The organism is Streptomyces sp. NPDC047043, assembly GCF_040644055.1.
Classification (GTDB): Bacteria; Actinomycetota; Actinomycetes; order Streptomycetales; family Streptomycetaceae; genus Streptomyces.
In genome coordinates, this window is record NZ_JBEYVO010000006.1 from 60,199 (window position 1) to 74,170 (window position 13,972).

Here is a 13,972-nt window from a genome sequence, read left to right on the forward strand (position 1 = left end):
TGCTCCCCGTTCGTCGCGTGTTCTTCCCTGGAGGTCAACTCCAGGGTGCGGTGTCTTCTTCCGGATCGACCGGCTTTCTGCTGGTGTGCGGCGTGGCGGTCCGGCAGGGTCGGCTCCATGGAAACCACGGTGCGGGTCGACGGCGGCGAGATCTGGGCGGAGGACACGGGTGGGGACGCGGTGCCGGTGGTGCTGCTGCACCCCGGGGTCGGGGATTCGCGGGTCTGGGATCCGGTGCTGCCGGGGCTGGAGGGGCTGCCACGGGTGATCCGGTACGACGCCCGGGGATACGGCAGGTCTCCCGCGCCGACCGTGTCGTACTCGCAGGTCGATGACCTGAGGGCGGTCCTCGACCACTTCGGCGTGCGTCGGGCGGTGCCGGCCGGTTCGAGCATGGGCGGGCAGACGGCCCTCGGGCTGGCGCTCGCCGACCCCGGGCGGGTGGCGGGCCTCGGTCTCTTCGTGCCCGGCGTCTCCGGCTACCCCGGCCTGGAGGTGCCGGAGGTGACCGAGCAGATCGGCAAGCTGGCCACCGCCGGGGACATGGACGGCCTCGTGGCGCTCGGCCTGCGGCTGTGGGGAGCGGCGGGCACACCGCCGGACCGGGCCGCCGCGGACGTGCTGCGGGCGGCGATCCCGGCCTGGTTCACCACCTACGGCAAGGAGACCGAGGACGCCCCGGTGTTCGACCGCCTCGGCGAGCTCGACCTGCCCTGCACGCTGCTGCTCGGCGAGCGGGACCAGTCCCAGGTGGTGCGCTGCAACGAGGAGATGGCCGCCCGCATCCCCGGCTGTCACCTCGTACGGCATCCGGAATGCGACCACTTTCCGACCCTGCGCGCCCCGCAGGCGGTCGCCGGCATCATCAACGAGCTGTACGCAAAGGCAGTTTGAAGGGCGTCAGTCAGTCCTCCAGGTCCACCCGCACCGTCAGCAACCCCGCCCCGATCGCCCGCACCGCCACGCTGTTCATCGAGCGCAGTGCCCGCAGGCGGGCGATCGGGTCGTCGTCAGGGAGGAGATGGGCCGTGCCGGTGTGCCAGCGGCCCCGGAGCCGGACCCGTACCCGCGGGTCGGCCTCGATGTTGCGGACGTACTGGGACCGCTCCCCGAACTCGGAGACCAGCCAGAAGGAGTCACCGACCCGGCGCCCGCCGACCGGCGTCCGGCGGGGCAGGCCCGAGGTGCGGCCCGTCGTCTCCAGCACCGTCTGCAGCGGCAGCCGGCGCATGACGGGGTTGAGGCGCCGCTGGAACGCGGTGGCGAAGCGGTACTTGGTCTCCGAGTGGCGGGGCATGGTGACGCAGCTCCTGTTCTTCGGCGGTGACGGTGCTCTTCAATGTCTCGCACGTTCCCCCGAGGAAAGACGGTGGGCCCATGCGGGTCGTGACCTGGAATGTGTGGTGGCGGTTCGGGCCGTGGCAGGAGCGGCAGAAGGCGATCACCGCCGTGCTGCGCGAGTTGCGGCCGGATGTCGTGGGGCTGCAGGAGGTGTGGGCCGCCGACGGCGAGAACCTCGCCGAGTGGCTGGCCGGCGAACTCGGCCTGCACTGGACGTGGGCCGCCTCCCACGCCTCCGAGCGATGGCAGCGGCGGATCGGGGAGCCCGGCGTCGAGGTGGGCAACGCCGTGCTGAGCCGCTGGCCCATCGCCGAGCAGGAGGTGCTGCGGCTGCCCGCCCCCGCCGACCTCGACGACGGACGGCTCGCCCTGTACGCCCGCCTGGACGCCCCCGGCCACCAAGTGCCCTTCTTCACCGTCCACTTGACCTCCCCCCTGCACGCCTCGGCCGTCCGCCGGGATCAGGTCACCGCCCTCGCCGAGTTCGTCGCCGCCCACCGCCACGGCACCGACTTCCCGCCCGTCGTCACCGGCGACTTCAACGCCCCTCCCGATTCGGACGAGATCCGGCTGTTCGGCGGGACCAGGACCGCACCCGCCGTGCCCGGGCAGGCGTTCTTCGACGCGTGGGACTACGCCGGTCCGGCGGCCCCGTCGGCCACTTGGGACCACGCGAATCCGTACGTGCATCCGGGCCTGGGACCGAGCACCCGTATCGACTACGTCCATGTGGGCGGCCCGGCCGGGCCCGACGGCATCGGTACGGTGCGGGGCGCACGGCGGGCCGGCGACGGGCCGGTGGACGGGGTCTGGCCGTCCGACCATGCGGCGGTCGTGGCCGACCTGGACTCACCGTCCGGCGGATGACCTCAGCAGGAAGATGGGATTCGTGAACGCCGCCATCACCCCGGGCAACGGCCCCATCGCCGTCTCGTGCCGCACCTCCGCCCGCACATAGGCCGCGTACGAGGCCGTCGTGCGCCACTCCACCGTCCCCGCACCCGCCACCGGCAGCGGCTCGCCGGTGAACAGCACCCCCTGGTCGGTCACGAACCGCACCACGCAGCGCGGGGCGCCCGTGACCTCGGCGCGGACGGTGACCGGCGTCTGCGCGTCCTCGACCGCCAACCGCTCGCCGACACCGGCGAGTTCACCGCCCTCTGCCGTCGCCGTGAAGGACAGCGACACGTTCTTCGACTCGGCGACATACGAACGCCCCGCCCGGATGCCCGCCAGGATCGCCTCCCGGGTCAGCTCCTCGGCGAACACGACCGTCTGCGGCAGCCCCACCGCGTCCGGGGGCCGGTGCGCGTCGCTGTTGCCCATGGCGGGCAGCCACTCCCGGCCGCCGCCCCGCACGGCCGCCACCAGCGCCCCGTCCCACGCCGCGAGCGCCACCTCGTCGTCGGGCGTCCAGGGACCGTTCCACACCTCCACGGCGTCCGCCTCGCCGTACCCGAACTTCCAGGCGCAGCCGATGCACGTGGCGTACGGATGGGCGGGTACGACCAGACCGCCGGCCCGCCGGATCCCCCGCGCGAAGTGCCCGAACCGGCCGTCCCGGGCCCGGTGGCGCCAGTCCACGAAGGTGCCGGGTGCCGTGCCCAGCGCCAGCACGTGCCCGTTGCGGGTCGTGACCTCCTCACCGAGCAGGATCAGCAGGTCGTCGCCGGCCTCCGGGGCCCAGTGGGCGTGCGAGGTATGTGTGTTGTGGTCCGACGAGTTGATGAAGTCCAGGCCCGCCGACCGGGCGAGCGCCGCGATCTCGGCCGGCGTGCGGCGGCCGTCCGAGTGCCAGGAGTGGAGGTGACAGTCGCCCCGGTACCAGGCCCGCCCCCGGCCCGCCGCCCGCGAGGGCGGGTACACCGGCGCCGGCGTCTCGCCGGGCTCACCCTGCGTCAGCGTGACCGTGATCTCGTACGACAGCCCCTGTGGAGCGACCGTGTACGGGCCCAGCGCGATGTGCCAGGTGCCCTCCCGTACGAGACCGGGGACATACCCGGGCGTCGCGTCGTCCGCGCGGATGAAGAACTCGGTGCGGGCCCCGCCCGACCAGCCCCGGAAGCCCTCGCCGCCGAGCTCGGTCCCGCGCTCGTCGAAGACACCGATGTCCAGGGCGTTGCCGGGGGTGCCGGGTGGGACGGACGGCTTGTCGTAGGTGTAGGAGACCTTCAACTCGCGGACGCCGGAGGGAACTTCGAAGGGTACGTACACGTAGTCCGGTGAGCCGGGAAGCAGAGTGCCGCGCAACGTCGTCACCCCCTCAACGTAGACCGCCCCAAGGGGCGCGGGGCTGTGTCGATTTGCGGCTCCGCCGCGTGGGCGCGACCAGCCACAACAAACCCGCACGCACACACAATCCACAACCGACCAGTTGGTATGGACATCTCGCGCCCACACCGGTACAGATGAGGCATGCGAATCGCCGTCACGATCTTCCTCACCGACGAGACCATCGCCCCCGTCCGGCTCGCCCGTGAGCTGGAGTCGCGAGGTTTCGCCGGCCTGTATCTGCCGGAGCACACGCACATCCCGGTGGAGCGTGCGACCCCGTACCCGGCGGGCGGCGACCTGCCGCCCGAGTACGGCCGCACCCTCGACCCCTTCGTCGCGCTCGGCCAGGCCGCCGCCGTGACCGAGAGCCTGGGCCTCGGCACCGGCATCACGCTGGTCGCCCAGCACGACCCGATCGACCTCGCCAAGCAGATCGCAACCCTCGACCATCTCTCCGGCGGCCGTTTCACCCTCGGCCTCGGCTTCGGCTGGAACGTCGAGGAGGCCGACGACCACGGGGTCGAGTGGCGCACCCGCCGGGAGCTGGTCCGGGACCGCATGGCGCTGATGCGTGCGCTGTGGGGCGACGAACCCACCGCGTACGAGGGGGAGTTCGGGAGCGTACGGGCCTCGTACGCCCACCCCAAGCCGGCACAGAAGCCGCGCGGCCCGGTCGTCGGCCCGCGCACCCTCGTCGGCGGGGCGGCCGGCCCGAAGCTCTTCTCCCACATCTGCGAGTACGCCGACGGCTGGATGCCGATCGGCGGCCGCGGCCTGACGGAGTCGCTGCCGGTGCTGCGCACGGCCTGGGCCGACGCGGGCCGTGACCCGTCCGCCCTCCAGATCGTCCCGTACGCCGTCTTCCCGTCCCCCGGCAAGCTCGAGCACTACGCGGAACTGGGCGTCGAGGAGGTCGTCGTACAGCTGCCGCCGGCGGGGGAGCCGGAGGTGCTGCGGGTGCTCGACGAGTACGGGAGCTTCCTGACCGGTTCCAGTGACACCGTGTAACGAACGGGGTTCCAGTGGATGAGCCGACGCTTCTTTGGCCTGATCAACCCGAACGTATGCTCAAAGAATGACGACTTCCGCGTCCGGAACCGGCCCGACCGAGAACTCCATGCGCCGCGCCCTCAAACGCGCCCGTGACGGCGTCGCCCTCGATGTCACCGAGGCCGCCGTCCTGCTGCAGGCCCGCGGCGAGGCTCTGACCGACCTCGCCGCGTCCGCCGCCCGAGTGCGCGACGCAGGTCTCGACGCGGCCGGCCGCCCCGGCGTCATCACGTACTCGAAGAGCGTCTTCATCCCCCTCACCCGGCTGTGCCGGGACAAGTGCCACTACTGCACCTTCGTCACCGTCCCCGGCAAGCTGCGCCGCGCCGGGCACGGGATGTTCATGTCGCCGGACGAGGTCCTCGACATCGCCCGCAAGGGCGCCGCGCTCGGCTGCAAGGAAGCCCTGATCACCCTCGGCGACAAGCCGGAGGAGCGGTGGCCGGAGGCCCGGGAGTGGCTCGACGCGCACGGCTACGACGACACCATCGCGTACGTCCGTGCCATCTCCATCCGCATCCTGGAGGAGACGGGGCTGCTGCCCCACCTCAACCCCGGGGTCATGTCCTGGACCGACTTCCAGCGCCTCAAGCCGGTCGCCCCGAGCATGGGCATGATGCTGGAGACGACCGCGACCCGCCTGTGGTCCGAGCCCGGCGGCCCGCACCACGGCTCCCCGGACAAGGAGCCCGCCGTACGGCTGCGCGTCCTGGAGGACGCCGGCCGCTCCTCCGTCCCCTTCACGTCCGGGATCCTGATCGGCATCGGCGAGACGTACGAGGAGCGCGCCGAGTCCCTCTTCGCGCTGCGCCGCGTGTCCTGGTCGTACCACGGCATCCAGGAACTGATCATCCAGAACTTCCGGGCCAAGCCGGACACCGCGATGCGCGGCATGCCGGACGCGGAGCTGGACGAGCTGGTCGCGACGGTGGCGGTGGCACGGCTCATCATGGGGCCGAGCGCCTGTCTGCAGGCCCCGCCCAACCTGGTCGACTCCGAGTACGAGCGGCTGATCGGCGCCGGCATCGACGACTGGGGCGGCGTCTCGCCGCTGACGATCGACCATGTGAACCCCGAGCGCCCCTGGCCGCAGATCGAGGAGCTCACCGAGCGCTCGCGCGCCGCAGGCTTCGAGCTGCGCGAACGGCTCTGCGTCTACCCGGAGTTCGTGCAGCGCGGCGAGCCCTGGCTGGACCCGCGGCTGCGCCCGCACGTACGCGCTCTGGCGGACCCGGAGACCGGCCTTGCGCGACCGGACGCGACCGTCGAGGGCCACCCGTGGCAGGAGCCCGAGGAGGCGTTCGTCTCCTCCGGCCGTACGGATCTGCACACCACCATCGACACCGAGGGCCGTACGTCCGACCGCCGCGACGACTTCGACGAGGTGTACGGCGACTGGGCCGCCCTGCGCGAGGCGGCCGCGCCCGGCATGGTGCCCGAGCGCATCGACACGGACGTACGGGCGGCGCTGGCGACGGCGGCCGACGACCCGACGAAGCTGACCGACGAGGAGGCCCTCGCCCTGCTGCACGCGGACGGCCCGGCGCTGGATGCGCTGACGCGGATCGCGGACGACGTGCGCAGGTCGGCCGTCGGCGACGACGTGACGTACATCGTCACCCGCAACATCAACTTCACCAACGTCTGCTACACCGGCTGCCGCTTCTGCGCCTTCGCCCAGCGCCGCACCGACGCCGACGCGTACACGCTCTCCCTGGAGCAGGTCGCCGACCGGGCCCAACAGGCCTGGGACCTGGGCGCGGTGGAGGTCTGCATGCAGGGCGGCATCCACCCCGACCTGCCGGGGACGGCGTACTTCGACATCGCGAAGGCGGTGAAGGAGCGCGTGCCCGGTATGCACGTCCACGCCTTCTCGCCCATGGAGGTCGTGAACGGCGCGACGCGCACCGGGATGTCCGTCCGCGAGTGGCTGAGCGCGGCGAAGGAGGCCGGGCTGGACTCCATCCCCGGCACGGCGGCGGAGATCCTCGACGACGAGGTCCGCTGGGTGCTCACCAAGGGCAAGCTGCCGACGGCGACGTGGATCGAGGTCGTCACGACCGCCCACGAGCTGGGCATACGGTCGAGCTCGACCATGATGTACGGCCACGTCGACCAGCCGCGTCACTGGCTCGGGCACCTGCGGACCCTGGCGGGCATCCAGCAACAGACCGGCGGCTTCACCGAGTTCGTGACGCTTCCCTTCATCCACACCAACGCCCCGGTGTACCTGGCGGGCATCTCCCGCCCGGGCCCGACGACCCGCGACAACCGCGCGGTGACGGCGATGGCCCGCCTGCTCCTCCACCCGCACATCCCCAACATCCAGACCAGCTGGGTCAAGCTCGGCACGGAGGGCGCCGCGGAGATGCTCCGCTCCGGTGCGAACGACCTGGGCGGCACGCTGATGGAGGAGACGATCTCCCGCATGGCCGGCTCCTCCTACGGCTCGTACAAGTCGGTCAAGGACCTGATCGCGGTGGCGGACGCGGCGGGCCGCCCGGCGAAGCCGCGCACGACCCTCTACGGCGAGGTGTCTCAGGAGCGGCAGCGGGCGGCGGCGGTGTCGGACGGGCACCTGCCGGAGCTGCTGCCGGTGCTGGACTGAGTGCCGGACCGAGTGCCGGACTGAGGGGAAGGGCGTCGAGACGGGGGCCGGTACGATGATCGGGCCCCCGTTCGGCGGGGACCCTTAGCTGAGGAGATGCGTGCCGTGCCAGCCCCGAAGGTCTGGGTGACCGGTCTCACGGTGGGAGCGATCGCCGCTGTCGTCGTCCTGGCCGTGCAGGCCGACAAGGGAACGAAGCCCCACGCGGTCGCCGCCCGGCCGGGCTCGTCGGCGTCGCCGGGCGCGCATCCCACCCCCACGAAGACCGCGCCGCCGGCGGCGGTGCCGGACGGCTCCGGCACCGGCCGCCGCATCGTCTACTCCCTCGGGAAGAAGACCGTGTGGCTGGTCGACGCGAACGACGCCGCCCGGCGTACGTTCGCGGTGTGGCCGGGGACGGTGAGCCCGGACCCGGGCACGTACACGGTCGGCACCCGCGCCGAGGGGCCGCTGACCGGCTCGGACGGCGTGAAGATCGAGCACATCGTGTACTTCTCGGCCAAATCCGGAGCCAACATCGCCTTCTCCAACGCGGTGGACGGCTCGTCCCCGCCGCCCGCGTCCGGTACGCAGACGGGTGGCATCCGGATGCGGACGGCGGACGGGGCCGCGGTGTGGACGTTCGGGACGGCGGGCACGAAGGTGGCCGTGGTCAAGTAGCCGCCGCCGGCGGTCAGTTGCCGTCCGTCCGCCGGTCGCTCAGCAGCACCACGAGCAGCGAGATCCCGCTGAAGACGAACACCCGCAGCGCGGCGTCGAGCCCGTTCCAGGTCTTCGACTGCCACATGGAGAACCACTCACCGCCGATCGCGATGAACCCGGCGCCGAAGAGCAGCAACAGCATCAGCAGCCCGTAGGTGGAGATGCTGCGGGCACGGGTGTAATCGCGCCGGGCCCAGAGCCAGGTGCCGTAGACGAGGACGAGCGCGGCGAGGGTCTCCCAGACGATGATCACGATGTAAGTGGCGTTCTGCAGACCCTTGTTGGTGATCGCTCTCCACATCAGGTCGTCGTCCTTGAACGTGGTGTCCATGGCCAGGACATGCTGGACGAACGCCTGGTTCGTCCCGAAGTCGGTGATGTTCCCGAAGGCGACGAGGGCGATGTAGAGCGCGACGCCGGCGGTGAGGAGCGCGGCTGTGAGGGTGAGGGCGCGCGTGGGGGGAGTTGTGTTGGTGGACATGACAGCAATCTTCCCCTTGGTGATCAGTGTGGTGACGCAAATTGAGCCAGAATGGAGCGCGGACGGGCCGGGACGAGGGGACGGACGTACACATGGCGCAGGCGGATCCGTCGATGCAGGAGCTGAACCGGCGGAGCACTCGGGCCGGATTCGTCGGCCGGGAGGCCGAATGTGCCGCGTTCCTGGGGAACTTCGACATCCCGCTCGACGACGGCCGCCACCGCTTCCGCTTCCATGTGCACGGCCCCGCCGGGATCGGGAAGACCTCCCTGGTCCGGGAGTGGGAGCATCTGGCGCGTGAGCGCGGCGCGTTGACGGCGTACGTCGGCGAGGGCGCCGGAAGCGTGCCGGGGGCGCTTGAGGTGATGTGCCGTCAGTTCGCTGATCAAGGGCGGCGGTTGAAGGCGCTGGAGCGCAGGCTCGCCACCTATCGTGACCGGCGGCGCGAGGCGGAGGCGGCCGCCCTCGCCGCTTCGTCCCCCGAGCCGCGGACACCGTCGGCGGGCAGCCTGGCCGCGGTGGAGGTGGGCATCGGTGTGCTGGACGCGACCGTCCCGTTCGCCGGCATGGTCACCAGGGCCGTCCCAGCGGACCGGCTCGCCCAGGGCGCGGACCGGCTGCGGGCCGGGCTCGGTGCCCGCTTCCGCAACCAGGACGACGCGGACCTGGTGGTCACACCGGAGAAGGTGCTCACCCCACTCCTGCTCCGCGAACTGCGGGACGCCGCCTCCGCGGCCCCGTGGATCGTCCTGTTCTTCGACACGTACGAGCGCACCGGACCGTATCTCGAGCCGTGGCTGCACGAGATGCTCACGGCGGACGAGGCGGACCGGCGGCTGCCCGCCACCCTCGTCGTCGTCACCGCCGGGCAGCGCCCCCTGGACTCCGTGCGCGGCAGCGGCCTGCACTCCGTGGCGGACGTGCCGCTGGAGCCGTTCACCGAGGCCGAGGCGCGGCGGCTGCTCGCCGGGCGCGGGGTCGTGGCCGAGCCGGTCGTCGAGGAGGTGCTGCGGCTCACCGGCGGCCTGCCCGTGCTCGTGTCGACGCTCGCGGAGAACCGGCCCGGCGGCCCGGACAACGTACGCGACCCGAGCACCACTGCCGTCGGCCGGTTCCTGGACCGGGAGCCGAAGGTCCGCCGTGACGTGGCCACGCTCTGCGCGCTGCCCCGGTGGCTGGACGCGGACGTGTTCCGGGTCCTGGTCGAGCGCCCCGACGACGAACGGGACGAGCTGTACGAGTGGTTGACGGCCCTGCCCTTCGTCGACCAGGGCGGGGAGCGGACGCAGTACCACGACGTCGTACGGGCGCAGATGCTGCGGCTGGAGCGACGCCAGTCCCCGCGCACGTGGGCGCCGCGGCACCGGAAGCTGGCGGAGGCCTACGGCGAGTGGCGCGCCGACGCCGAGGCCGGCCGGGAGGACGAGGGCCTGTGGTCGGACGAGGAGTGGCGCGCACTCCTGCTGGAGGAGACGTACCACCTGCTCTGCGCCCGCCCGCCCGCGGCGCTCGCCGACGCGCTGCGGCGGTTCGTCGAGGCCTGCCATGACGCGGACGAGGTCGTCGGCCGCAGCTGGGCGCGGATGCTGGAGGACGCGGGCGCCGCGACGGAGCACCAGGTCCTGCTCGCCTGGGGCCGGGAACTGGGCGAGGCGCTCGCGGACGACGAGTCCGGGGCGACCAGGGCGATGGACCTGCTGCTGGCCCGTCCGGGACTCGATGCCGACGGCCGGGCGCTGTCGCATGTGCTGCGAGCCAGGGAACTGCGCCGCAACCGGGAGTACGCACGGGCACTGGCGGAGCTGGATCACGCGGTCGAACTCGATCCGCAGCAGGAACTGGCCCACTACGGTCGCGGTCTCACGCTCCAGCTGATGGACGACTTCCCGGCGGCGCTGGCCGCCTTCGACCGGGCGGCCGAACTGGCCCCCGACATCGGGTGGATCATCGCCGAGCGCGCGGAGACCTATCGGCTGGCGGCCCGCTTCGAGGAGGCCGTCGCCGACTTCGACCGGGCCATCGCCCTCGACCCGACCGACGCCGCCGCGCTGACCGGGCGAGCCGTGTGCCGGCACACTCTGGGGCGGTACGACGCCTCGCTCGCCGACTTCGACCGGGCGCTGAGCATCGACGGGGACGACCTGTGGACGCTGGTGCGCCGGGCCCGCCTGCGCCGTTCCCGGGGCGAACTGGACCAGGCGTTCGCCGAGTTCGACCGCGTGGTCGCGAAGGCACCGGACGCGGCGTGGATCGCGTCGGAACGGGGCGACGTCTACCGTCTCGCGGGCCGTTTCGAGGACGCCGTCGCCGAGCTGGGCCGGGCCGTCTCCCTCAAGCCCGACTACCCCTCGGCCCTGGCGAGCAGGGGAGCGGCCCTCCACGAACTGGGCCGGGAGGAGGAGGCGTTGGCCGACCTCGACCGTGCCGTCGAGCTGAAGCCCGACTACGCCTGGGCCGTGTGGATGCGGTCCCGTGTGCGCGGGCGGCTGGGCGACCGGGAGGGCATGTTCGAGGACCTGCACCGGGCGGTCGGCCTGGCTCCCGATGTCGAGTCCTTCAGCCACGACCTGGGGGAGGAGTACCGGATCGAGGACCGCTACGAGGACGCGATCGCCGTCTTCCGCCGCGTCCTGGAACGGAATCCCGACTACGAACCCACGTTGGCCGGTCTCGCAGCGGTCCACCGCTCACGGAAGGAGTACCAGGAGGCTCTCCGGTGTCTGGACCGGGCCCTGGAGCTGGATCCGGAGTACGCGTGGGCCTACGGCCGGCGGGCGCGGGTCCTGGTGGTGATCGGGCGGAGCGAGCAGGCGGTGGCCGATCTGGACCGGTGCGTCGCCCTGGACGAGGAGCCGGTCTGGGCGCGCCGAAGGGCCGTGGAGGTGCTGATCCTGTCCGGCCGCTGGGACGAGGCGACGACCCGGCTCGCCGAGGCGGCGGAACGGGCGGTGCCCGAGGACGACCTGGACGACCTCCGCGCCGAGGTGCACCGCCACCGCGGGCAGTGGGCGCAGGCCCGACGGATCGCCGAGGCCCTGTGCACGTCCCATCCGCCCTTCGGCGCCCTCCAACTGGCGCTCACCATCAGCCGTTCCGAGGGACTACGGGCCGCGGAGCCGCGGTGGCGGGAGCTGCTCCGGCTCGTGCGCGATGGTGAACTGAGCGAGCTGGAGCGTGCGGAGGGCCGATGCTTCATCGCCTGCGCTCTCGGCGACTGGGCGGAGGCAGACCAGGGCCTGGCGGAGTTCCTGGCCCTGACCCCCGACTGGGACGAGCTCGCGGAGCTCGCAGGCATCCTCACCGAACTCCTCCAGAGCCCCGAGGCCGACGGAACCCGCCTTGCCCCCTACCTGACGGCGGTCACGCAGGCCCGGGACGCCATCCAGTAGAACCGCACGTCAGCGCGGCAGCCGGAGCTCAGCCATGACCGCCCCGTCCCCGACCATCAGCCGTCCCGTCGGCGTGAGGGCGGCGGCGATCCGGGCCAGGGCGCGGCCGCCCGCCTCGGGGTGGCGGCCGTCCAGGGCTCCCACCCTGACCGCGAAGGCCAGGTCGAACGGGCGCCCGCCCGCCGGCAGTGTGAAGTCCTCCGCGGCCACCAGCTCGAAGACCAGACGGCCGGACGCGATCTCCGCCGCGGACCCCGCCACGGCCCGGTCGAGCGCGCGGGGCGAACGGTCGATCGCGTGGACGTGACCGTCCCCGATCCTGCGGACGACCTCACGGGCCGCGGCGCCGGGCCCGCAGCCGATCTCCAGGACCCGCATCCCCTCGCGCAGCGGCAGCGCATCGACGACGGCACGGAGCCGGTCGGACAGATCCCGCGTCATTTCCTCAGGGTACGAGCCGGACATCCGTCGACAACCGACCACTCGGGATCACTCCGGCCACATGCCCCATACCAAATCGCCCCCTGAACGGACCGTTCCCGTTCGATTACAGTGCTGAGCTGTCATGAGTCGGGCGGTGCCATCGGGGAGGTCTTGGTGAGTGCGACAGCCGGGGCCATATGGGGCCGTGTCGAACAGCAGGATTTCCGCAGCCGGGTGCGGGGGACGCTGCTCGGGGCCGCCGTCGGGGACGCGCTGGGGGCGCCCGTGGACGGGCTCGACCTCGACGGGATCAGGGAGGCGTACGGTGCCGAGGGCGTCGTGGACCTCGCCTTCGCGTACGGCAGACGCGGCGCCGTCACCCACCTCACACAGCTCACCCTCTTCTCCGTCGACGGGCTGATACGCGCCCAGGTCAGACGGGACACCGGCGCCTGGCACCCGCCGACCGACCTGCACCGCGCGTATCTGCGCTGGGCGGCCACCCAGCGCGACTGGGGGCCCGACGAGCGCCGCAAGGACGACGGGTGGCTGGCCCGGGAGGAATGGCTGTACGCCCGGCGGGACCCGACCCGCTCGCTGCTCCTCGGGTTCGGGGACGAGAACATGGGCACCCTGGACGCGCCCAAGAACCCCACCGAGGTCGGGCCCGAGGCGGCCACCCGTTCCGCGCCCTTCGGGCTGCTGGTCGGCTGGGAGCCGCAGCTGGTCATGCAGCTGTCGGTGGAGTGCGCGGCGCAGACCCACGGGCACCCGATGGCGTACCTGTCGGCGGGCGCGTACGCCGTGATCGTGCACGGGCTGGCCCGCGGCGAGAGCCTCGACGGCGCCGTCCAGCGGGCCCTCGCGCTGCTCGCCGCGCGCCCGGGGCACCAGTCGGTCTCGGACGCCCTGCAGCACGCCCTGGGGGCGGTACGGCAGGGCATGCCGACGCCGGCCCGGGTGGCCGAACTCGCGGGGGACGGTACGGCGGAGGGGGTGCTGGCGGCCGCCGTGTACTGCGCGCTGGTCGGCGAGGACGTCCGGCACGGACTGTGCCTCGCCGTCAACCACGACGGCCCCTCCGGTGCGGCGGGCGCACTCACCGGCGGCCTGCTCGGCGCCCTGCACGGCGAAACGGCCCTCCCGCCGGCCTGGCTGGCCGAACTGGAGGGCCGCCCGACCCTGCTGGAACTGGCCGACGACTTCGCCATGGAGATGACCCAGGGCCCGGCCCTGCACGGCCCCGCAGGATCCTCACCGGGCTGGCTTACGAGGTACCCGCGGGGCCAGGGCTAGGGCCCGGCCGGCGCATCGGCTCGGCGTCGCGGGCCCAGGCAACGCGCGCCCCCAGGGGGCCCCAGCCGCCTTGTCGTCGGTCGCCGACGCTCCGCGTGGACTCCCTCCTCCGCCGTGCAGCCGCGCGCTCTCCCACTCTCGGCATCGAGATGGCCCAGGGCCCGGCCGGCGCATCGGCTCGGCGTCGCGGGCCCAGGCAACGCGCGCCCCCAGGGGGCCCCAGCCGCCTTGCCGTCGGTCGCCGACGCTCCGCGTGGACTCCCTCCTCCGCCGTGCAGCCGCACGCTCTCCCACTCTCGGCATCGAGATGACCCAGGGCCCGGCCGGCGCATCGGCTCGGCGTCGCGGGCCCAGGCAACGCGCGCCCCCAGGGGGCCCCAGCCGCCTTGCCGTCGGTCGCCGACGCTC

The 13,972-nt window shown here is 72.8% G+C and carries 11 protein-coding genes; 7 read left to right on the top strand and 4 right to left on the bottom strand.

Going from position 1 to position 13,972, the window contains the following annotated elements:
- The first annotated feature begins 117 nt into the window (after positions 1 to 117).
- Entirely contained in the window at positions 118 to 894 is a 777-nt protein-coding gene (locus ABZ880_RS11045) for an alpha/beta hydrolase (protein WP_361260067.1), read from the top strand.
- Positions 895 to 904: 10 nt separating this feature from the next.
- On the opposite strand, the gene ABZ880_RS11050 is transcribed toward ABZ880_RS11045, so the two are convergent.
- Positions 905 to 1,297, bottom strand: a complete 393-nt coding sequence (locus tag ABZ880_RS11050) for a nitroreductase/quinone reductase family protein (protein ID WP_361260069.1) — start codon at positions 1,295 to 1,297, stop codon at positions 905 to 907.
- Between the two features lie 80 nt (positions 1,298 to 1,377).
- On the opposite strand from ABZ880_RS11050, the gene ABZ880_RS11055 reads away from it, so the two are divergent.
- Entirely contained in the window at positions 1,378 to 2,208 is an 831-nt protein-coding gene (locus ABZ880_RS11055) for an endonuclease/exonuclease/phosphatase family protein (protein WP_361260071.1), read from the top strand.
- Here ABZ880_RS11055 and ABZ880_RS11060 read toward each other — a convergent pair.
- A complete protein-coding gene (locus ABZ880_RS11060; RefSeq protein ID WP_361260073.1) occupies positions 2,191 to 3,600 on the bottom strand; it encodes a CehA/McbA family metallohydrolase in 1,410 nt (469 codons plus the stop codon). The two genes, ABZ880_RS11055 and ABZ880_RS11060, sit on opposite strands and share 18 nt — an antisense overlap.
- Positions 3,601 to 3,756: 156 nt before the next feature.
- Here ABZ880_RS11060 and ABZ880_RS11065 point away from each other — a divergent pair, with 156 nt between their 5' ends.
- From ABZ880_RS11065 to ABZ880_RS11075, 3 genes are all read left to right on the top strand, one after another.
- The gene (locus tag ABZ880_RS11065; RefSeq protein ID WP_361260075.1) at positions 3,757 to 4,623 is read left to right on the top strand and encodes an LLM class F420-dependent oxidoreductase; all 867 of its coding nucleotides are present in this window, start codon (positions 3,757 to 3,759) and stop codon (positions 4,621 to 4,623) included.
- A gap of 67 nt (positions 4,624 to 4,690) precedes the next feature.
- The gene (locus ABZ880_RS11070; RefSeq protein ID WP_361260076.1) at positions 4,691 to 7,273 is read left to right on the top strand and encodes a bifunctional FO biosynthesis protein CofGH; all 2,583 of its coding nucleotides are present in this window, start codon (positions 4,691 to 4,693) and stop codon (positions 7,271 to 7,273) included.
- 96 nt (positions 7,274 to 7,369) lie between these two features.
- A complete protein-coding gene (locus ABZ880_RS11075; protein ID WP_361260078.1) occupies positions 7,370 to 7,933 on the top strand; it encodes a hypothetical protein in 564 nt (187 codons plus the stop codon).
- A gap of 13 nt (positions 7,934 to 7,946) precedes the next feature.
- Here the strand turns inward: ABZ880_RS11075 and ABZ880_RS11080 are convergent, their stop codons facing one another.
- Positions 7,947 to 8,456 carry a DUF2165 domain-containing protein gene (locus tag ABZ880_RS11080; protein WP_361260080.1) on the bottom strand — a complete coding sequence of 170 codons (510 nt, stop codon included), beginning with the start codon at positions 8,454 to 8,456 and terminating at the stop codon, positions 7,947 to 7,949.
- 92 nt (positions 8,457 to 8,548) lie between these two features.
- Here ABZ880_RS11080 and ABZ880_RS11085 point away from each other — a divergent pair, with 92 nt between their 5' ends.
- A complete protein-coding gene (locus tag ABZ880_RS11085; protein ID WP_361260082.1) occupies positions 8,549 to 11,845 on the top strand; it encodes a tetratricopeptide repeat protein in 3,297 nt (1,098 codons plus the stop codon).
- A 9-nt stretch (positions 11,846 to 11,854) separates the two neighbouring features.
- On the opposite strand, the gene ABZ880_RS11090 is transcribed toward ABZ880_RS11085, so the two are convergent.
- Complete coding sequence (locus ABZ880_RS11090; RefSeq protein WP_361260084.1) at positions 11,855 to 12,286, bottom strand: class I SAM-dependent methyltransferase; 432 nt, start codon at positions 12,284 to 12,286, stop codon at positions 11,855 to 11,857.
- 156 nt (positions 12,287 to 12,442) lie between these two features.
- On the opposite strand from ABZ880_RS11090, the gene ABZ880_RS11095 reads away from it, so the two are divergent.
- The gene (locus ABZ880_RS11095) at positions 12,443 to 13,564 is read left to right on the top strand and encodes an ADP-ribosylglycohydrolase family protein (protein WP_361260086.1); all 1,122 of its coding nucleotides are present in this window, start codon (positions 12,443 to 12,445) and stop codon (positions 13,562 to 13,564) included.
- Positions 13,565 to 13,972: the final 408 nt, after the last annotated feature.

What these genes read in the sequence shown, in the direction of transcription:
- ABZ880_RS11070 (WP_361260076.1), top strand. Translation starts at nt 4,691, where the DNA reads ATGACGACTTCCGCGTCCGGAACCGGCCCGACCGAGAACTCCATGCGC.
- ABZ880_RS11090 (WP_361260084.1), bottom strand. Translation starts at nt 12,286, where the DNA reads ATGACGCGGGATCTGTCCGACCGGCTCCGTGCCGTCGTCGATGCGCTG.
- ABZ880_RS11055 (WP_361260071.1), top strand. Translation starts at nt 1,378, where the DNA reads ATGCGGGTCGTGACCTGGAATGTGTGGTGGCGGTTCGGGCCGTGGCAG.
- ABZ880_RS11080 (WP_361260080.1), bottom strand. Translation starts at nt 8,456, where the DNA reads ATGTCCACCAACACAACTCCCCCCACGCGCGCCCTCACCCTCACAGCC.
- ABZ880_RS11050 (WP_361260069.1), bottom strand. Translation starts at nt 1,297, where the DNA reads ATGCCCCGCCACTCGGAGACCAAGTACCGCTTCGCCACCGCGTTCCAG.
- ABZ880_RS11075 (WP_361260078.1), top strand. Translation starts at nt 7,370, where the DNA reads ATGCGTGCCGTGCCAGCCCCGAAGGTCTGGGTGACCGGTCTCACGGTG.
- ABZ880_RS11045 (WP_361260067.1), top strand. Translation starts at nt 118, where the DNA reads ATGGAAACCACGGTGCGGGTCGACGGCGGCGAGATCTGGGCGGAGGAC.
- ABZ880_RS11065 (WP_361260075.1), top strand. Translation starts at nt 3,757, where the DNA reads ATGCGAATCGCCGTCACGATCTTCCTCACCGACGAGACCATCGCCCCC.
- ABZ880_RS11085 (WP_361260082.1), top strand. Translation starts at nt 8,549, where the DNA reads ATGGCGCAGGCGGATCCGTCGATGCAGGAGCTGAACCGGCGGAGCACT.